This window comes from Thalassospira sp. ABD4_177 (assembly GCF_056160125.1).
In genome coordinates this window covers 2,470,328-2,488,402 of record NZ_JBSWWO010000001.1, presented here as the reverse complement: position 1 = coordinate 2,488,402, position 18,075 = coordinate 2,470,328, and the positions used below count along the sequence as shown (strand labels likewise).

Sequence of the window (18,075 nt, the reverse complement as noted above, 5' to 3'; positions counted from 1 at the left end):
TCCTCACGCGATCCCTTTGCCGGATCAGCCGAACATGTCCTTGGTGATCCCGTCATACCAGGCAATGGATTCCGCAAAAGTCTGTCTGCGGATATCGGCACTTTCATCAGGCTGACTGATAAAGGACGATGTGCTGGCGATCGCGCCATCCACATTGGCATATTGCGCGCCCACCTTGATCCCGTCATTGGTCTCAACAAGGCTCCAGCAGGTATTGAGATAGCGTGCCGGAAAAACTCGGGCATCGGTCAGATCGCCCATCAAGTGCATCACCACCACTTTCGCCTGACTGTTGGCCGCAGATCCGGACTTGGGCATGGCACCAGCAATCGATGCATCCCCGATAACAAAGATGTTTTCATCCCGTTTGGACCGCATGGTTTCGGCGTGCACCGGGCAGAAACCACTGTCATCCGAAAGCCCTGCGCTGATGGCAATGCTCCCGGCCCGCTGGGCTGGAATGATGTTAAGCAACGCACCGCCAAAGGTATCAAAGTCGGTTTCAACAGTTCCGGCTTCAACATCCACGCCTGTAATCCCGCCATGGATATTAGGGCCATACCATTCGACCATGCCCGGATAGTATTTTTCCCAACCGGCCGTAAACAGCCCCTGTTTGGAGAACTTCTCCTTGGGGTCCAGAACCACGATCGTGCAGTCATTGAGCCCGCGGGATTTCAGGGTATGGGCGATCATTGAGACACGTTCATACGGTCCCGGCGGACAGCGATACGGATTGGGCGGCGCAACCATCACCACCTGATCTCCATTTTTGAGGCCATCAATCTTTGATTTCAGCAGCTGCGTTTGTGGTCCGGCCTGCCAGGCATGTGGTGCGATTTTCGCAAATTCCTTGGAATATCCCGGCACACTCTCGAAAACCAGATCAATACCGGGTGACAGGACCAGGCGGTCATAGGGGATGGTTTCGCCGGTTGATGTGCGGACTGTCTGGGCAGTCCGGTCAATCTCCTCGGCCCGTGCGGTAATCTTGCGGATGCCGTAATCATTGACCAGCCGGTCATAGCCATGGGTGATCGACGCAAAATCGCGGTAGCCGCCCAGATACAGGTTGGAAAAAAAGCAGGTCGTGTATTTTTCGGAATCTTCGATCAGGGTGATATTAATGGCACCGCCTGCCTTTTCCGCCAGATGGCGTGCCACCGTCGCACCGCCTGCTCCGCCGCCGACAATCACGACATTCTTGCGCCCTTGCGCATGCAAAAGCCCCGGCATCGCCATGGCCCCCGCCCCGGCGCCAAGCAACTTGTTGAACGTTCTCCGTGTGACACTGCTCATTTTCTTGTTCCTGATCCGTTGATTAATGACGTTTCACAAACTCCAGATTCTAGTCCTTGGTCGAAAAATAGGTTGCCAGCGCAGAGAGTTCCTCCATGCCAAGGCTTGCCATGATGGCCTGCATCACAGAATTGTCGCGTAGGCGATATTTGTATTCCAGCATCGCCTCGACAAAATACTCGCGCGGTAGCCCGTTGATCGCCGGGATCGCATGGTTGGTTGAATGCTGCTGGTGACATGTCACACATTCGGTCGCCAGATACGCGCCGTATTCTGCATCGCCCGGAATTGCCAATACCTGTCCGATGGCCGCGCCCAGCGGCATGTCGGGTATTGGCGGTTGCGCACCGGGTTCAGCAAACGAAAAATGCGGGATCACAAAGATCCCGCACGCTGCGAACAGCCCGATTTTATGAATCCCCAACGCCCGAAAACCGCGCGCCATGAAACTGCCGTCACCATCCGTTTCATAGTGTTTCCGGTGACAGCTCCGCATTAATCAATGCCCCCGGTACCACCTTCATCATCGCCGTCGGGGGTCACGTCAAGAATACGCGCCCGCATCACGATTTCGGCCGAACCATCGCCACAGTTTTCCATGCAGGGTTCGACATTGGTCGCGAAATTGGCCTCTTCCAATCGATCATCGGGATAGAAGTTTTCTTCGTTGGGCAACGAAATCTCGTTGAAGGTTTCGTTGGACAGCTCGAAATCTTCATCCGTCACAATATCGTTCAAATACAACAGATAAGCGGTGATTGCGTAGGTCTGATCCGCGTCCAGTGACCGGGCATTGCCAAACGGCATCGCCCGATGTACATAGTCGAAAATCGTCGACGCGAACGGCCAATATGATCCGATGGTTTTGACGGGGCGATCCGCGGTCAGGGTATCAAAACCCCCGGCCAAAACCGGCCAGCGTCCCTCGCCCTCACCAAACACACCGTGACACACCGCACAGTTGTCATCATACAGAACACCACCATCGGCGACCGTGCCACTCCCAACCGGCAGCCCGACACCATCCGGGCGGACATCAATATCCCATGCCGCCACTTCTTCCGGCAGTGCTTCACGGCCAAGGTGATAAACACCATGTTCCGGGATCACCGCATCTGCGGCATTCGCCGCCGGTGCTGCGGCGGTTTCAACCGGCGCGGTTTCCCCACCTTCAACCGCTGCTGGTTCGGGATCCGGTTCCGCTGCCACCTGCTCCGCAGTTGTCGAGAAGGTCGCAAGATAGGCAATGACGTTGGCGATCTCGTCATCCTTTTTCAGACCGCCAAAGGCCATACGCGTCCCTTTGACAAAGGCACGTGGCTTCGCCAGATATTCGCTCAGACTATCATGATCCCAGATCAACCCTTCCTCACCGGCTTTGACCATGGCCTTGGAATACTTGAAATCCTCATGCGAACCGGCAAGGCGGCCGAAAATTTCATTGAGCTCCGGGCCGACCTTGTTCTTGGCCCCGTCACCGACGGCATGACAGGCCGCACATTTGCGGAAAACCTTTTCGCCGGCATCGGCATCTTGGGCGCTGGCATGGGTTGCCCACGCAGCACCAAGCAGAACGATGCTTGCGGTAAACTTAAGAAACTTCGACATTTTCCGCCTCTCCGTTCGACTTCAGGTACCAGGTCTGGATGCCATTATTGTGATAGATTGAGTTATCCCCGCGCGCCGCGCGCAACGCATCCTTGGTCGGCTGGACATAGCCATGCTCATCAATCGCGCGCGATTGCAGATAAAGCGGCGATCCATCCCAGTTGAATTCGTAATAGAACCGATGCAGTGACCGGCTCAGGCTTGGCCCATCGATCCGGGCATGCTGCCAGTTGCGACCGCCGTCAATCGACACATCGACACGCTTGATCTTGCCATGACCGGACCATGCAACGCCGGTGATGATCGTATGACCACGCCCATGCGTGATCGGGGCCTGCGGGCTTGGATTGGTGATGACGGATTTGACATCCATCGCCCAGGTGAACCGCCGTGCGCGACCGTCGGGCATCAGATCGGTATATTTCGACGTCTCCTCGCGCAGCTGCCATGGCTTGTCACCGACTTCGATCCGGCGCAGCCATTTCACCCACATATTGCCTTCCCAACCCGGCACACACAGACGCACCGGATATCCTTGTTCCGGACGCAAAGCCTCGCCATTCATCTTGAAGGCGACAAGGCAATCATCAAGCGCCTTTTCAATCGGGATTGAACGGCCCATCCCCGATGCATCGGCACCTTCGGCCAGGATCCACTTGCCAGATGGCTTAACGCCTGCTTCTTCCAGAAGCGTACGCAGGCGAACGCCGGTATACATCACGTTGTGCAGCATCCCATGCGTGAACTGACAGCCATTAAGCTGTGCGCCACGCCACTCCATCCCGGAGTTCGCCGCACATTCCAGGAAATACACCCGGTTTTCACGCGGGAAACGCATCAGGTCCTGCATGGTGAAAACAAGCGGCTTATCGACCAAACCATTGATCATCAGCCGATGTTCTGCCGGATCCACTTCGGCAACCCCACTGTGATGACGCTCAAAGCAAAGACCGTTTGGCGTGATGATGCCGTCAAGCTCATGCAATGGCGTGAAATTGATCGACGATATCGGATCGGCTGTCAGCCACGGCACATCTCGGCGCACGACATGTGATTCAAACGGCGATGGGACGCCATACGGTGCTGCATCAACACCCGGTCCGGAATACTGGTTCCAATCCTTGAGTTCGGTAATCGCCGGATCGGGTGTCCCGGCTGCAATCGCGGCACCGCCACCAATTGCAGCGACCGCTGCACCACCGGCAGCTGTCAGCCCACCCTGAAGAAAACTGCGCCGGCTTGGCACAAAATTCTTATCTTTTTCTGGTTGTTGGGACATGGCTCCTGGTGTCCTCCCTACACATTCGATATTTTATATATATTGAGACAAAAATGCCTTGCCCGGTGTTTGCAACCGGCCAAGTGATTTCGCCTAGTTCATCCCGATCACCTTCACAGTGTCATTGCGTGGAATATCAATGACCTTGTGACGGGTGATGTAGTTTTCCATGAGATCGTAAACCGCTGGACCTTCGACGCCTTCATTGACGGATGCCCAACCGGCAACGACATAACTGCGATCGGCTTCAATCGCTTCGCCGGTCTTGATCATGGTCATGTTCGAAATGCGATTGCCGATGCTTTCCTTCGGCGCACAGCTATACGCCATGCCGCCGACCCGAACCATGTCACCGCCCTGTTGGAAGAACGGATCCTTGTTAAACAGGTTGTCACAGACGTCTTCGAGGATTTCCTTGATCTGCGTACCGGTGAATTCCAGTCGATAAACAGAGGGATAATTCATGCTGGTCTGGTTATAGAGCTCATCGACCGTGATATCCCCACCCGGAAGCACCGTCGTGCCCCAACGGAAGCCGGGACTGAATGCCAGCTCGGCATCACGTTCTTCCATCATTCCCTGACAAATCAGGTCGTCCCAGGTGCCATTGAAATTCCCGCGGCGATACAAAAGGTCCGATGTCTTACCCAGCACTCGGTTGCACTCGGCCTCATAAGGTGCGCGAACCTCGTCAATCTTAGCGGCCATTTCCGTATCTGGTGCAATCACATCGGCAAACACCGGAATAAGCGTTGAATTATAATCTGTTACCCGACCATCTTTAACTTCCAGATCCACACGCCCAAGATACTTGCCGTGCGACCCCGACGACAAAAGCAACGTACTGCCGATCTTGATGGCTTCGGGCACGGCGTCATGGGTATGGCCGGTCAGGATCACATCAATGCCGCTCACAACGGTTGCCAGTTTCTGGTCAACGTCAAATCCGTTATGCGACAGCAGAACCACGACTGCCGCCCCGGCTTCGCGGGCGGCATCAACATTGGCCTGAATGACTTCGGGGCGAATGCCAAATGACCAGTTCGGGATCATCCAGCGCGGATTGGCAATCGGGGTATATGGCATCGCCTGCCCGATCACGGCCACCTTGTGCCCACCGGTTTCATAGAACGCGGTATGTTCGAAAACCGGTTCATCCCATTCATTGTCAAAGATGTTACTGGCCAGGAACGGATAGCCGAGATCATCAACGATCTCATTAACCCGGTCTTCGCCAAAGGTGAATTCCCAGTGCCCGACCATCGCATCCGGCTTGAGTAGTTTCATGCAATCGACCATGTCCTGCCCATTGGTCTTAAGCGACGTATAGGACCCCTGCCAGGTATCGCCACCATCAAGGAACAGAACGTTGCCATCCCCGCGTTCGGCACGGATCGCCTTGACCAGCGTTGCCGTTCGGTCCAGACCACCAAGGCGACCATACGTGCGCGCCATATCCATGTAATCGACCATGGTGTGGACATAGGCAAGCGGACTGCCCCGCTTGATGCCGAAGTGAGACAGGAACTCCTTACCGACAAGATGCGGCGGAATGCCTTCAAACGCCCCGACGCCATAGTTCTCTGATGGCGGGCGGAAATAGACGGGCTTTAGTTGGGCATGAACATCTGTGAAGTGCAAAAGCGTAATCGTGCCTTTGCTATCAAACTTCAAAAGATCGTCCTGTGTCAGACGCTGTTGGGCGGCAACACGGGTCAAACTGCCCACATAGCCGGTCGCTGCGGTGGTCACAGCAGCCCATTGTAAAAATTCACGGCGCGAAAACATCTATTAGTGGCCTCCGGGCAATATTCACCTGTTCGGCAGCGCGGCCGAGGCATTTAAAGGAAAAAAGGCGGGGCAACCGGGAGGATAATCCAATCACCCCTGAAGTAACTTTTGGGTCTTATTGGCGAACTGCCGGTGTCTCGACCGACAATCCGGTACCGCGCCAGGTCACATAAACCTCAAGTGCCATCAGCTCATCAGAGAACGCAGCAGGGTATTCCGCACGGGTATCGCGAATGCACCCACGGAAACGGTTATGCAGCGATATCAACTTGGCCTGTTTCAGGCGATAGGTCGGGAACCCGTTCACATTACCCTGGCTGAGATGGTCGGCCCGAATGTAGTTGCCATTGTTCTGCTCATGGCAGGACGCACAGGAAAGATTGAGCTGACCGGTCCGGGTGTAATAAAGCTCATTCCCGCGATCCCACCAGCTCTGCATGTGCCCTTCGGCAAGGTCGATGGTGACCGGGGTTCCCAAAGACTGATGTTTGACATAGGCAGTCAGTGCCTTTTGCTCAGGCGCATCAAACTTGTAGGCCTCCGCCCCCATCTCTTCGGTACGGCATTTATTGATCTGAAGTTCCACATTGATCGGGCGGTTGGATGCTTCATCCCATTTCGGGAAGTTCGCCCCGACACCGGCCATGCTTTCCTCGGCATCACCGTGACAGGATGCACAGGATTTTCCCGCCGTTCCATCGACCGTATTCCACAGATCCGCACCATCTTCCACCTCAAGCATTCCGGGGTTTTCAAAGGTGTCGGTTTCGAGCATCCGCGTTTCATCGGTTCGGTACAGCCAGCCTGACCGTACCTCGTCAAGCGGGTGCCCCTCTGGCGGTGCAGCCCGCGTGATCATCTGGATTTCACCATCAATCACGAGTTCATCGTCAACAGGCCCACCGGCAAACGCGATCCCCGGAACCATTGCGGTCATGGCAACCGCTGCAGCTTTGGCTATGATTTGGTTTCTCAAGACATTCCCTCCCGATACAGTGGCGGGCCCGTGATCACCTGACCAACGGACCCGTCCCGAATCATTTTATGGCGATCTTGTTTTCAGTCTCGTAGACAGAACCGTCATCATCCAACCAGCTGAACTTGAATGTTCCCGCTTCGGTAACCTTGGCGGAAAACTCGATATAGGGGTTGGCGGAAATTGCCGGCTCAAGGTCACAGGAAAACACCGGCTTACCGTTGAATTCACAGGTGAACTTATTGATGATCTGGCGCGGGATGAGGTTCCCATCCTTGCCCTTGCGCAAACCTGATTCCATTGGATGGTTGATCAGGGTCTTGATGGTGATGACATCACCTGCCGATGCGGATTTCGGCACTTTTACACGCGGCTTGATATTATCCATTTAACTTGCTCCCGATCCGATCAGCCGCCGCAACCACCGATGGTCACTTTGACTTCTTTTTTATCCATGAAAACCTGCCCTTTGCTGGTCTTGGCGACGGCAACCACATTCTGGGTTTTCGCAAGACGCATGCGGGTTTTCGCTTCGGCTGCACCGCTCATCGGGGTGAAGTGAAAGACAACGACATCCGGATTGGGGTTGCCTTCGGCATAGATGACAACCGATTCAACGTAATCGTCATCCGTCATCGGGCTGGCCACGGATACTTCAACAGGAACCGTATTGCCGTTTTCGGCAATTTCCGGCGTGTTTAATGTCAGATCCCCACCCATGGCGGGATCTTTGCCACCGGCAAAGTTCTTGATGCTTTCGGCTGTGGCTTCCGGCGTGGCAGAGGCGGACAGCGAGAAGCCGAACACTCCGGCTGCAGCTGCACCGACCGATCCACAAAGCATTTGGCGTCGTGTGAGATTCATCTTGGTTCCTCGGTGTTTGTTATTCTTTGAGCGTCGCCAGATAGGCCACGACATCTTCAACTTCCTGAGCCGTCAGGATTGTTTTGCCGACCAGATCCTCGCGGACATTGACGCCGACATTCAGCGAATAGAAACCGGGCATGACGGTTTCTTCAGAGAAGACCTGTTTGGCATCGGCAACGATTGCGCGGAGTTCACCCTCGCTCCAGCGATCGGCAGCACCGTCAAGGGGCGGGCCGACTTCGCCGTGGAACAGCTGTTCGATTTGATCTTTGACGGCGTGACATGCCAGACAGTTGCCAAGTTTACGATTGGCAAAGACCGAGCGGCCTTTTTCCGGATCCCCCGGCTGACTGGTCAGTGGCTGGGATACAGACATGTCATCATATTTGACGTCTGCGGGCGCAAGGCCATCAGCGACAGCAAGGGCCGGAAGGCCAGCGATCAGGCACGCAAGAAAGGCTCTTGGTTTCCAAGACATGGCGTTATGTTTCCTCCTGTGACGATGTCCCTGCCCTCTGTGTGGCATGGGCGCATCCCCGGTCTGACATCTGGCTGCTCTAACGGCGCCTTTATTTAACGTTATTCAAACTCAACTTTTAATTCAACACATAAATATGATATTTTTAATGTGTTAAGTGCTGAATTAGGAATACACTAGGGTTATCAAACGCTTGCTACTGCCCCAGACGCCCCTCTTCCTGAAGCTGACGAATGATGCGCGCATGGTATTTCTGGAAGTGCTCGTCGGTTTCGTAGCCCTTCTCATTCACCCAACGAAACATGTTCAGAAACGTCCACTTGCCAAACGCCCCGGGCATGGTCGCAACCGCCGCGTCTGCTGCACTCATGCCGTCTTCCGGGGCTTCTTCAGGCAAGAAAACAAGGGTCGGCGTAAAGACATAGCCCCACTTGCGCGCCGCGGTTTTTTCGCTCAGCACCTCGCCATCAAGGTCGATCACTTCCTCGTCGCCAAACATGTTGTACTGAACAACCTTGAAGTTCTTCTTGATGTAATCCGATACCTCCGGATCACTCAGAAGATCTGTATGCATCTTGGCGCAATAGATGCAGCCACGCTGCTCAAAGATCATCACCAGACGTTTGTTCTCATCACGGGCGGCTGCGATATCATCGGCAATGTCGCGGAAGGTGATCGAAAACCAGTCCTGCTTGTGCAGTCCGTCTTCGCCCAAAGATGCGGCCTGTGATCCTTGCGGCCAACTCACCATCAGCAAACCGGCGACCAGATATTTCGCCAAAGGCACTCCACGCAGCAGATGACGCATATTCATCACACAACTCCTATCCGAGGGTCGAAAGCGAAGGAAAAGTATCAAGCAACCACTGGGCGATGGCTGACATCTGCCCTGTCATGAACAGAACGCCGGTCAACACCAGCAATAGCCCCATTGCCCGTTCAACAGTGTGCATGTGACGTTTGAATTTCCGCGACCAGCCAACAAACTGTCCGGCAAAAAGCCCCGCCAACGCAAAGGGCAAGCCGATTCCAAGCGAGTAGACCGCAAGCAACCCAGCGCCGCGCAACGCTGTGCTTTCCGCCCCGGCCACAAACAGGATCGCCGCCAGTGCCGGCCCCACACAGGGTGTCCAGCCAAAGGCAAAGGCAAGCCCCATCACATAAGCCCCGATCAATCCCGCCGGCTTGTTCGCGACATTGACCCGCGCATCGCGATACAACAGCGATATCCGGAACACGCCCATGAAATGCAGGCCCATGACGGCAATCATGATCCCGGCAATGATCGATAGAATGTCAAAATAACTGGCCAGTGATTGGCCAATGACGCTGGCCGTTGCGCCAAGTGCGACGAAGATCGTGCTGAAACCCGCCACAAAAGCCAGGGCGGTAAAGAACACCTGACGTGACTTCGCACTCGCAACCGCACGATCATCAAGATCCGCAACACTGACCCCTGCCAGATAGGCAAGGTATGGCGGGACAATCGGCAATACACATGGCGTAAAGAACGACAGCACCCCGGCAAGGAAGGCTGCGCCGAAACCGATATCAAGCAATTCATGTTCCTCCCGGCGCTGTGGGTAGCTGATTTTGCAATTTGTTTATCAGCGCCTTCTCAAAGCATAGTCTTTTTCATATATATAATTCAATCACAAGTTTATGTAGAAGTCATACACATGAAAAACCCGCATATTCCCGGTGCTTTCGGGCGCATTCTAATCATCATCCTTGCATCGCAGATGTGGATCGGCTCCGCGTTGGCGACCGAATTATTGATGCTTGAACAGCAGGGATGCGCGTGGTGTCTGCGCTGGCATCAGGAAATTGGCGAAGCCTACCCGAATACCGATCAAGGCAAGCAGGCCCCTCTTCGTCGCGTCGATATCCATGAATGGCCTGAGGATCTTGATCACATCGCGCGTGAACGCGTTACACCCACTTTTGTGTTGATAGACGACAACCAGGAAGTCGCACGCCTGCGTGGTTATCCCGGCGATCATTTTTTCTGGCCCATGCTTGATGATATGCTCTCACAATTGCCGAACGATTAGGAAAACTGTATATTCGGTTTGAAGCACAGCAACGGATCGTGTATTGACCTAGATGTCCGTATAGGATGGACATTTAACGGCTTCGGACCCTTCAACCAACGAGCATAGCAAACGATGGCCCTACCACGTTTCAAGCAAGACATGGACTCGACCGAAGCCGAAGCCCTCCTTAAGCAGGCGCGCAAGGCCAGTGAAATGCTCAAGGCGCTGTCGCATGAGACACGCTTGCTGATCCTTTGCATCCTGCAGGAAGGCGAAAAGTCGGTATCCGATCTCGAAGAAATTCTGTCCATGCCCCAGGCCGTTGTATCCCAGCAACTGGCCCGGCTTCGCATTGATGGTCTCGTCTCCGCGCGCCGCGAAGGTCGCATGATCTATTACCGCATTGTTGACACCGAAATGGCGACAATCATTGGCACCCTTTATGACCTGTTCTGTGCCCCGGTCCGCGACGAAGAAAAAGCTGCTGCGGAATAAGCAGCAACCGCTGATCGAAAAACCTCTCTTGAATTAGAACAAAAAAAACGTCACGATTCCGCCGACGCCTTGGCAAAAAATTACAATCAACAAGGCGGGAGGAAAACGTCATGCTGGGTTTGGATAATCCCTGGGCCCTGCCGCTTGCCGGTATCTTGACCGGGATTGTGGTGGGATTTGTCGCACGTCGACAACATTTCTGCACGATGGCTGCGCTTGAACGCTATTGGTTTGCTGCCAACAGCATCGGTCTGCGTGCCTGGGTGCTGGCGGCGATCACAGCATTGTTGTGTACCCAAACCTTTGTTGCGCTCGGCATTGTCGATCTTTCCAACAGCTTTTACATCACCCCGACCCTGCCCATTGCCGGCAGCATACTGGGCGGTCTGATGTTTGGTTTTGGCATGGCCTTTGTCGGCACCTGCGGATTTGGTGCCATCATCCGTCTGGGCGGTGGCAATTTGCGTGCGCTTGTCGTTCTGACCGGGATCGGACTGGCGGCCATCGCCGCACTTCGCGGTGTTACCGGCCATTTTCGTGTTTGGTTCCTTGACCCGCTTTCCATTGAATTCACCGCGGCCGGATCGCAATCAATCGGGGCGGTCCTGTCAAAGGCCAGCGGCCTGGATCTGCATTATCCGATCGCCCTGCTTGCCGGGGCTGTCGGACTTTGGTGGGTATTTCGCAGTGCTGATTTCCGTGCAGAACGGGCCAAGGCGCTTGGCGCCATTGTGATTGGTGCCTGCATATCGCTTGGTTGGGTATGGACGACGACATTCGCCCAATATCGCTTCGTTGAAACCCAGATCGAAGCCGGATCCTTTGTCACCCCGGTCGGCGACACGATCATGCAGATCATCACCGTCACCGGAATCCTGCCCGACTATGGTGTTGGTCTGGTGATCGGGGTGTTTCTTGGCGCGGCGCTGGCGGCATGGAAAAGCAACGATATGCGCTGGGAAGCCTGTGACGATGCCCGCGAGCTCGGCCGTCATCTGCTGGGCGCATTTTTGATGGGGACCGGCGGCGTCTTCGCGCTGGGCTGCACCATCGGCCAGGGTGTCAGCGCGTTTTCCACGCTGGCAATCTCTTCGCCGATTGTCATGATCTCGATTACGATCGGGGCACGGGTGGGCCTTGGTGTGCTTCTCGAAGGATCACCGTTCGGGTTCCTGCGCGCGATATCCCTGCGCAAGCATGGCTAGGCCAAGGCCTGCGGCGCAATCATCCCGCCACGACAAACCGATACGCCGCACCTGCCCGCTCGACCGTGCCCAGCCCCGGATGCGGCATATGAAAACCGATAATCCGCGATCCATCAACGGCAAGGCGGTCCAGCAACATCTTGCGCGTGGCAATGCCCTTTTCGGCATCCTGATCAGATCCGCTTGCCCATTCCGGATGGGCCAGCGAAACCGCAACATTGGTAATGGCATCGCCCACCACAAGCGCACTGTTTGATCCATCATGGATCATAAAGGATGTATGCCCGGGTGTGTGACCAGACGTGTCAACGGCTTCAACGCCTGAAACGACCTCAGCACCATACTCGAACAACTCGATACGGTCTTCAAGAAACGCCATGCGATTGCGCGCCCCGACGACAAAGCTTTTCCGCGCTTCCGGCGTTTTTTCCAGGGTATCTTCCGCGCGCCAGTATTCCCACTCGATCCGGTTCATGTGATAGCGGGCATCGGTAAAGATCAGCTCGTCAAAATCATCAATCAGGCCCCACAAATGATCCGGATGCGCATGAGTGAACACAACATCGGTAATTTCATCCGGGCTGACGCCAGCCTCATCAAGGTTGTCCATCAACTTGCCTGCTGACGGCATGAAATGCGACCCTGACCCGACATCAAACATCACCACCCGATCACCATGGCGCAACACCGTGATATTGCAATCTGGCAGCAACGCATCGGTGGGCTGTCCTTCGGCTTTGAGGAAAGCAATCAGTTCATCGCGTGAAACATCGGGGAAGGCAAAGGATAACGGCAACATCAGATTCCCATCCGATATGACCGTGATGTCAGAGGCCCCTACTTTCAGCGATCCAACCGCCGATGCAGGCCCGGGAAACATCCCGGCGGCGCCAATACCAGCGAGGGCCAGCGAAGATTTCAGAACGTCACGACGAGACCAGAAACCGTTTCCAGACATTGCATCCTCCACATATATGTTTTTTTGAATGAATGCACTCATGGTTGAGTTGGTCAACCTAAAAACACATCATGTGGAGATAATTGCGCGCGGAAAGCCTCGGATACTGCACCCATGTCCGTGCCAGTAACCGTTGGATACTCACCCGATTTTTTATTTATTTACAGCCCACTGAAATAAACTTCAAAAGCGCTACATTCAACGACGATCGGCGGCCTTTTCAACAATCACATCGTGATCAAGAACCGGGGCAACATCGATGTCGCTTGCATCCATCATGCCTGAAACACGCTGAAGTGCGGCGATCAGGAAGGTCTGTTCCCATTCTTCAAGACTGTTGAAGTTCTCTGAAAACCGGTCATGAAGCGCCATCGGTGCACGATCCAGTATAGCCCTGCCCGGGTCGGTCAATCGGACAAATACTTTGCGTTTGTCCGTATCGCCACGTTCGCGAGTGACAAGCTGCATCGCCTGTAACTTGTCAACAAGTGCCGTGGTCGATGCCTGGGCCAGATTAACCTTGGCAGCAATCTGGCCAACCGTCATCTCGCCGAATTCCTCAAGGGACTGCAAAACTAGAAGCTGTGAGGTTTTAAGCCCGGTCACCTTACCAAGCTTTTTTGCGTGGATATCACTCGCGCGCAGAATACGGCGGATGGAGATCAACGCTTCATGCAATTTATCCATTGTTATTTTCCGGGCATCTTCGGTTTCCAGTAGAAGACGCTGTTTTAGCCGCACAACCGCGACTGTGCAACGCTTTAAGACATTTTTATATCGAATTTCGATTATTTATTCCATCGGACATAGATCCCTTAATGAAAGAATATTTCATCGAAGGAACATTATCCTCATCGAAGGCCGATAGATCATTCTTTCGTTTACTTTCAGTATTTTAGTGCTTTTCACAGGAAAGTCACACAGAAGGGGTTGATCAATTTCTATCGGTGTTCTATATATCTGCCGCGACATAAATGATCGTGTATCGAAATAACAGAGCAGGCAGACCGATGAAAATTGCCAACACAAACGGCAATACCGGCCAGAAAGCCAACCTGATTATCCGTAAACCCAAGGCAACAGACGGTGCTGCGGTAAACACCCTTATCTCCGACTGTAAGCCGCTGGACGAAAACTCGATGTATTGCAATCTGCTGCAGTGCTCGCACTTTGCGGACACGTGCGCGATTGCCGAACTCAACGGTGAAGCCGTTGGTTTTGTTTCGGGTTACATCGTCCCGGACAAGCCCGAACAGCTTTTCATCTGGCAGGTCGCCGTTTCGCCCAAGGCCCGTGGCCTGCGTCTGGCGAAACGCCTGATCCTCGACATTCTGGATCGTCCGTCCTGCCATGACGTCTCGCAGCTGAACACGACGATTACGTCGACCAACGCCCCGTCGCAGGGTGTCTTCCGTTCTGTTGCACGCGAACTGGGCGCGGACGTCAAACGCAAAGTCCAGTTTGAACGTGAAACGCACTTCGAAGGTGCCGCTGCCAGCGAGATTCTGTGGCAGATCGGACCGTTCGAGCGCGAAGACGTCGAACGCGTCGCCGCCTGATCCGGCTGACCGAATTTTTCCCACCTTTCATGCACAAAATGGCACGGCCATTTTTGGAACAACCGGCAAGCCGGAACGTTTGGCATGACAGGTGGACTTGATTTTTCCCAAAATGAAAAGAGGGAACCATGACTGTATTTGATCGCCTTGAATCGGAAGTTCAGAGCTATGCACGCTCCTTCCCTGTAACCTTTGAAAAGGCAGAAGGCGCCTGGCTGACCGACGATAACGGCAACCGTTATCTTGATTTCCTCGCCGGTGCCGGCAGCCTGAACTATGGCCACAACCATCCTGTTCTGCAGGAAAAGCTGATTGATTACATCAAATCAAACGGCGTGACCCATGGCCTGGACATGCACACCAAAGCCAAGGCAGCCTTCCTTGAAGCTCTCGAAGACAAAATCTTCAAGCCGCGCGACATGGAATACAAGGTTCAGTTTACCGGCCCGACCGGCACCAACGCCGTCGAAGCCGCGCTGAAGCTCGCGCGCCGTGTCAAAGGCCGTGAAACCGTGATTTCATTCACCAACGGTTTCCATGGTTGCACGCTGGGTTCGCTTGCCATCACTGGTAACGAACATCACCGCGGCGCTGCTGGCGTATCGCTGGACAATGCCGTTGCCGTGCCGTTTGACGGTTACATGGGCGATGGCGCCGATACCACCGAATATCTGGACCGTGTCCTGTCGGACAATTCCAGTGGTGTTGCCCTGCCCGCAGCTGTCATCGTTGAAACCCTTCAGGGTGAAGGCGGCTTGAATGCTGCTGACTTCGGCTGGCTCAAGAACCTTGAACAGGTTTGCCGCAAGCATGACATCCTTCTGATTGTTGATGACATTCAGGCGGGTTGTGGCCGTACCGGTACGTTCTTCAGCTTCGAACCGGCCGGCATCAAGCCGGACATGATAACCCTGTCGAAATCGCTTTCGGCGTATGGTCTTCCGCTTGCTGTTCTGCTGATGAAGCCGGAACTTGATGTCTGGCATCCGGGCGAACACAACGGCACCTTCCGTGGTAACAACCACGCATTCGTGACCGCTGCAGCTGCCCTTGAGCACTTCTGGTCAGATGACAAGTTTGCTGCTGATGTCCGTGACAAGGCTGCATTCCTTGAAACGCGCCTTTCGGAGATTGTTGATCGTTACGGCGATGGCAAACTTTATCGCAAGGGCCGCGGCCTGATGCAGGGTATCTGCTTTGAAAGCGGTGACGTCGCATCCAAGGTCACGAAGGAATGCTTCAAGCATAACCTTGTCATCGAGACCAGCGGCCCGGAAGATGAAGTTGTCAAATGCCTTGTGCCTTTGATCATCTCCAAGCAGGATCTTGCACACGGTCTGGACATCCTTGAACTGGCAACCGCCAAAGCCATGGGCAAGGAAGTTTCCCCGGCCAAAGCAGCCGCTGAGTAACAACAAGTTGGGGCGACGCTTTGCTGCGTCGCCCTGCCCCACAACTTAATTAGATCAAAGAGTTAAAAATGATTGTTCGTACTCTGAAAGAATGTGAAGCATCCGGTCGCCGTGTGGTTTCGGATAACTGGGAAAGCACCCGTCTGTCGCTCGCCGAAGACGGTATGGGCTTCTCTTTCCATATCACCACCATCTATGCCGGCACCGAAACCGAGATCTGCTACGCCAACCATTTCGAGACGGTGTATTGCATCTCGGGCAATGGCGAAGTGGAAACCATTGCTGACGGCAAGAAATACAAGATTGAGCCGGGCACGGTTTACATCCTCGACAAGCATGACCGCCACTATCTACGCGGCGGCACCGAGGACATGGTTGTCGCTTGTGCCTTCAACCCGCCGCTCAATGGTCGTGAAGTCCATGACGAGAACGGTGTCTACCCGCTCGATGGCGACGCACTCGCCAGCTAAACACTTTTGTTCGGGGCGGAATTCATTCACCGCCCCGGACGCTCTTGAGCATATTTTTTAAAGGAAACGCCCCCAAAGGAGGCAACATGCTTTCAGCCCAGAAAAACAAGGACGCTGGGCATAGCGTTCACAAGATCGGTGGTACGTCGATGACCCAGGTTGACGCGGTCATGGACAACATTCTGGTCGGCAATCGCAGCGAAGACGAACTTTACAACCGTGTCTTTGTCGTTTCGGCATATGGCGGATTTACCGACCTTCTGCTCGAAAACAAAAAGACTGGCGAAGCAGGCGTCTATCAGCTTTACGCCGGTTCGGAAACCGATTGGGCCTGGGGCGATGCTCTGACCAAAGTTTCCGAAAAAATGTGTGCCATCAACGAAGAAATCTTTGGTGATGCGCCGGAACTGAAACTGGCCAATGCCTTTGTTCAGGAACGCATCGAAGGCACGCGCAGCTGCCTGATGGATCTTCATCGCCTGTGCAGCTTCGGTCACTTCAAGCTTGAAAAGCATCTGCTGACCGTGCGCGAAATGCTTTCCGCCATTGGTGAAGCCCACAGCGCGCACAACACCATGTTGCTGCTGCGCGCAAAGGGCGTAAACGCCGTGTTTGCCGACCTTTCAGGCTGGCGCGAGCCAGAGGCATCCACCCTTGATGGTCGCATCAACAAGGTGTTCGAAGACATTGATCTGTCAAACCAGCTTGCAATTGCAACGGGTTATGCCCAGTGCAGCGAAGGCCTGATGAGCATCTATGGTCGTGGCTACAGTGAAGTGACCTTCTCGCGCATTGCCTGCCTGACCCAGGCGCGCGAAGCGATCATTCACAAGGAATTCCACCTGTCGAGCGCCGATCCGCGCATCGTCGGTGAAGACGCAGTGCGCCCGATTGGCCGCACCAGCTATGACGTGGCCGATCAGCTTTCGAACATGGGTATGGAAGCCATCCACCCGCGCGCAGCCAAGGGTCTTCGTCAGAACGACATTCCGCTGCGGATTGCCAACACCTTCGAACCGGAACATCCGGGCACGGTGATTGATGATCATTGGGAACCGGAAAACAGCCGTGTTGAAATCGTGACCGGCGTTCCGACCGCGTTCGAGATTGAAGTCTTCAATCAGGACATGGTGGGTGTTCCAGGTGGCGAGGAAGCAATCCTGAACGTTCTGAAACGTTACAAGGTGCCGACTGTCACCAAGAACCTGAATGCCAACACAATCACGCATTATGTCTCGGCACCGCTGAAACAGATCCGTCGTTGTGTTGACGAGATCGAGGCAAATCAGCCCGAAGCAACCGTTCAGACCCGTAAGGTCGCGATTGTTTCGGTCATCGGTGCCAATATCGAACAGCCGGGTCTGTTTGCCCGTGCCGTTTCGATCCTGGATGAAGCCGGTGTTGAGCTGGTGGCCTCCCACTATCCGAGCCGCCGCGTTGATCTGCAGTTTGTTGTTGCCGAAGGCGACTTCAACAAGGCAATCGTTGCCCTGCACCGCGGCCTCGTTGAAGGCAAGAAAGAGAAAGGCGCATCCTCCAAGGAAACCAAGGATGACAGCGCTACCACACAGGAAAAGCTCAAGGCTGCATAAGTCAAAAGGGCATCCAAACATCACCTCGAAACCCGCAAGTGCCAGTTTGG

Annotated in this window: 20 protein-coding genes; 7 read left to right on the top strand and 13 right to left on the bottom strand. The window is 54.5% G+C overall.

Annotation, left to right across the window (positions count from 1 at the left end):
• Positions 1-24 precede the first annotated feature (24 nt).
• The 11 genes from ACXAF0_RS11425 to ACXAF0_RS11375 form a co-directional block, all read right to left on the bottom strand.
• Complete coding sequence (locus tag ACXAF0_RS11425) at positions 25-1,299, bottom strand: NAD(P)/FAD-dependent oxidoreductase (RefSeq protein ID WP_475345971.1); 1,275 nt, start codon at positions 1,297-1,299, stop codon at positions 25-27.
• Positions 1,300-1,348: 49 nt separating this feature from the next.
• Positions 1,349-1,795 (bottom strand): c-type cytochrome, encoded by a 447-nt coding sequence (locus ACXAF0_RS11420; RefSeq protein WP_475345970.1) that lies wholly within the window; start codon positions 1,793-1,795, stop codon positions 1,349-1,351.
• Positions 1,795-2,907, bottom strand: a complete 1,113-nt coding sequence (locus tag ACXAF0_RS11415) for a c-type cytochrome (protein WP_475345969.1) — start codon at positions 2,905-2,907, stop codon at positions 1,795-1,797. The genes ACXAF0_RS11420 and ACXAF0_RS11415 overlap by 1 nt, the downstream gene beginning before the upstream one ends.
• Positions 2,891-4,186, bottom strand: coding sequence for a sulfite dehydrogenase (soxC, locus tag ACXAF0_RS11410; protein WP_475345968.1), 1,296 nt, complete (start codon positions 4,184-4,186; stop codon positions 2,891-2,893). Before soxC ends, ACXAF0_RS11415 begins: the two co-directional genes overlap by 17 nt.
• Before the next feature lie 93 nt (positions 4,187-4,279).
• Positions 4,280-5,974, bottom strand: coding sequence for a thiosulfohydrolase SoxB (soxB, locus tag ACXAF0_RS11405; RefSeq protein ID WP_475345967.1), 1,695 nt, complete (start codon positions 5,972-5,974; stop codon positions 4,280-4,282).
• A gap of 118 nt (positions 5,975-6,092) precedes the next feature.
• Positions 6,093-6,953: a sulfur oxidation c-type cytochrome SoxA gene (gene soxA / locus ACXAF0_RS11400; protein WP_475345966.1), complete on the bottom strand. Its 861-nt coding sequence runs from the start codon at positions 6,951-6,953 to the stop codon at positions 6,093-6,095.
• Positions 6,954-7,014: 61 nt separating this feature from the next.
• Positions 7,015-7,341, bottom strand: a complete 327-nt coding sequence (gene soxZ / locus ACXAF0_RS11395; protein ID WP_167718180.1) for a thiosulfate oxidation carrier complex protein SoxZ — start codon at positions 7,339-7,341, stop codon at positions 7,015-7,017.
• Positions 7,342-7,361: 20 nt separating this feature from the next.
• Positions 7,362-7,817 carry a thiosulfate oxidation carrier protein SoxY gene (gene soxY, locus ACXAF0_RS11390; protein WP_475345965.1) on the bottom strand — a complete coding sequence of 152 codons (456 nt, stop codon included), beginning with the start codon at positions 7,815-7,817 and terminating at the stop codon, positions 7,362-7,364.
• 19 nt (positions 7,818-7,836) lie between these two features.
• Positions 7,837-8,298, bottom strand: coding sequence for a sulfur oxidation c-type cytochrome SoxX (soxX, locus tag ACXAF0_RS11385; protein ID WP_475345964.1), 462 nt, complete (start codon positions 8,296-8,298; stop codon positions 7,837-7,839).
• Between the two features lie 196 nt (positions 8,299-8,494).
• A complete protein-coding gene (locus tag ACXAF0_RS11380; protein WP_475345963.1) occupies positions 8,495-9,112 on the bottom strand; it encodes a SoxW family protein in 618 nt (205 codons plus the stop codon).
• A gap of 10 nt (positions 9,113-9,122) precedes the next feature.
• Positions 9,123-9,857 (bottom strand): cytochrome c biogenesis CcdA family protein, encoded by a 735-nt coding sequence (locus ACXAF0_RS11375; RefSeq protein ID WP_475345962.1) that lies wholly within the window; start codon positions 9,855-9,857, stop codon positions 9,123-9,125.
• A 3-nt stretch (positions 9,858-9,860) separates the two neighbouring features.
• Between ACXAF0_RS11375 and ACXAF0_RS11370 the strand changes: the two genes are divergently transcribed.
• The 3 genes from ACXAF0_RS11370 (at position 9,861) to ACXAF0_RS11360 (ending at position 12,034) form a co-directional block, all read left to right on the top strand.
• Positions 9,861-10,352 carry a thioredoxin domain-containing protein gene (locus tag ACXAF0_RS11370; protein ID WP_475345961.1) on the top strand — a complete coding sequence of 164 codons (492 nt, stop codon included), beginning with the start codon at positions 9,861-9,863 and terminating at the stop codon, positions 10,350-10,352.
• A gap of 114 nt (positions 10,353-10,466) precedes the next feature.
• Entirely contained in the window at positions 10,467-10,829 is a 363-nt protein-coding gene (locus tag ACXAF0_RS11365) for an ArsR/SmtB family transcription factor (protein WP_475345960.1), read from the top strand.
• 110 nt (positions 10,830-10,939) lie between these two features.
• Positions 10,940-12,034, top strand: coding sequence for a YeeE/YedE family protein (locus ACXAF0_RS11360; RefSeq protein WP_475345959.1), 1,095 nt, complete (start codon positions 10,940-10,942; stop codon positions 12,032-12,034).
• Positions 12,035-12,053: 19 nt separating this feature from the next.
• On the opposite strand, the gene ACXAF0_RS11355 is transcribed toward ACXAF0_RS11360, so the two are convergent.
• Entirely contained in the window at positions 12,054-12,992 is a 939-nt protein-coding gene (locus ACXAF0_RS11355) for an MBL fold metallo-hydrolase (RefSeq protein ID WP_475345958.1), read from the bottom strand.
• Positions 12,993-13,190: 198 nt separating this feature from the next.
• Entirely contained in the window at positions 13,191-13,679 is a 489-nt protein-coding gene (locus ACXAF0_RS11350; protein ID WP_475345957.1) for a MarR family winged helix-turn-helix transcriptional regulator, read from the bottom strand.
• Between the two features lie 323 nt (positions 13,680-14,002).
• Between ACXAF0_RS11350 and ectA the strand changes: the two genes are divergently transcribed.
• The 4 genes from ectA (at position 14,003) to ACXAF0_RS11330 (ending at position 18,025) form a co-directional block, all read left to right on the top strand.
• Positions 14,003-14,551 carry a diaminobutyrate acetyltransferase gene (ectA, locus tag ACXAF0_RS11345; protein ID WP_475345956.1) on the top strand — a complete coding sequence of 183 codons (549 nt, stop codon included), beginning with the start codon at positions 14,003-14,005 and terminating at the stop codon, positions 14,549-14,551.
• Between the two features lie 128 nt (positions 14,552-14,679).
• A complete protein-coding gene (ectB, locus tag ACXAF0_RS11340; protein ID WP_475345955.1) occupies positions 14,680-15,963 on the top strand; it encodes a diaminobutyrate--2-oxoglutarate transaminase in 1,284 nt (427 codons plus the stop codon).
• A 68-nt stretch (positions 15,964-16,031) separates the two neighbouring features.
• Complete coding sequence (locus tag ACXAF0_RS11335) at positions 16,032-16,433, top strand: ectoine synthase (RefSeq protein ID WP_417829911.1); 402 nt, start codon at positions 16,032-16,034, stop codon at positions 16,431-16,433.
• Between the two features lie 86 nt (positions 16,434-16,519).
• Positions 16,520-18,025 carry an aspartate kinase gene (locus ACXAF0_RS11330; protein WP_475345954.1) on the top strand — a complete coding sequence of 502 codons (1,506 nt, stop codon included), beginning with the start codon at positions 16,520-16,522 and terminating at the stop codon, positions 18,023-18,025.
• Positions 18,026-18,075: the final 50 nt, after the last annotated feature.

Coding starts and splice junctions, on each gene's coding strand:
- ACXAF0_RS11425 (WP_475345971.1), bottom strand. CDS start 1,299: ATGAGCAGTGTCACACGGAGAACGTTCAACAAGTTGCTTGGCGCCGGG.
- ACXAF0_RS11420 (WP_475345970.1), bottom strand. CDS start 1,795: ATGCGGAGCTGTCACCGGAAACACTATGAAACGGATGGTGACGGCAGT.
- ACXAF0_RS11415 (WP_475345969.1), bottom strand. CDS start 2,907: ATGTCGAAGTTTCTTAAGTTTACCGCAAGCATCGTTCTGCTTGGTGCT.
- soxC (WP_475345968.1), bottom strand. CDS start 4,186: ATGTCCCAACAACCAGAAAAAGATAAGAATTTTGTGCCAAGCCGGCGC.
- soxB (WP_475345967.1), bottom strand. CDS start 5,974: ATGTTTTCGCGCCGTGAATTTTTACAATGGGCTGCTGTGACCACCGCA.
- soxZ (WP_167718180.1), bottom strand. CDS start 7,341: ATGGATAATATCAAGCCGCGTGTAAAAGTGCCGAAATCCGCATCGGCA.
- soxY (WP_475345965.1), bottom strand. CDS start 7,817: ATGAATCTCACACGACGCCAAATGCTTTGTGGATCGGTCGGTGCAGCT.
- soxX (WP_475345964.1), bottom strand. CDS start 8,298: ATGTCTTGGAAACCAAGAGCCTTTCTTGCGTGCCTGATCGCTGGCCTT.
- ACXAF0_RS11380 (WP_475345963.1), bottom strand. CDS start 9,112: ATGAATATGCGTCATCTGCTGCGTGGAGTGCCTTTGGCGAAATATCTG.
- ACXAF0_RS11370 (WP_475345961.1), top strand. CDS start 9,861: ATGTTCCTCCCGGCGCTGTGGGTAGCTGATTTTGCAATTTGTTTATCA.
- ACXAF0_RS11365 (WP_475345960.1), top strand. CDS start 10,467: ATGGCCCTACCACGTTTCAAGCAAGACATGGACTCGACCGAAGCCGAA.
- ACXAF0_RS11360 (WP_475345959.1), top strand. CDS start 10,940: ATGCTGGGTTTGGATAATCCCTGGGCCCTGCCGCTTGCCGGTATCTTG.
- ACXAF0_RS11355 (WP_475345958.1), bottom strand. CDS start 12,992: ATGTCTGGAAACGGTTTCTGGTCTCGTCGTGACGTTCTGAAATCTTCG.
- ACXAF0_RS11350 (WP_475345957.1), bottom strand. CDS start 13,679: ATGGATAAATTGCATGAAGCGTTGATCTCCATCCGCCGTATTCTGCGC.
- ectA (WP_475345956.1), top strand. CDS start 14,003: ATGAAAATTGCCAACACAAACGGCAATACCGGCCAGAAAGCCAACCTG.
- ectB (WP_475345955.1), top strand. CDS start 14,680: ATGACTGTATTTGATCGCCTTGAATCGGAAGTTCAGAGCTATGCACGC.
- ACXAF0_RS11335 (WP_417829911.1), top strand. CDS start 16,032: ATGATTGTTCGTACTCTGAAAGAATGTGAAGCATCCGGTCGCCGTGTG.
- ACXAF0_RS11330 (WP_475345954.1), top strand. CDS start 16,520: ATGCTTTCAGCCCAGAAAAACAAGGACGCTGGGCATAGCGTTCACAAG.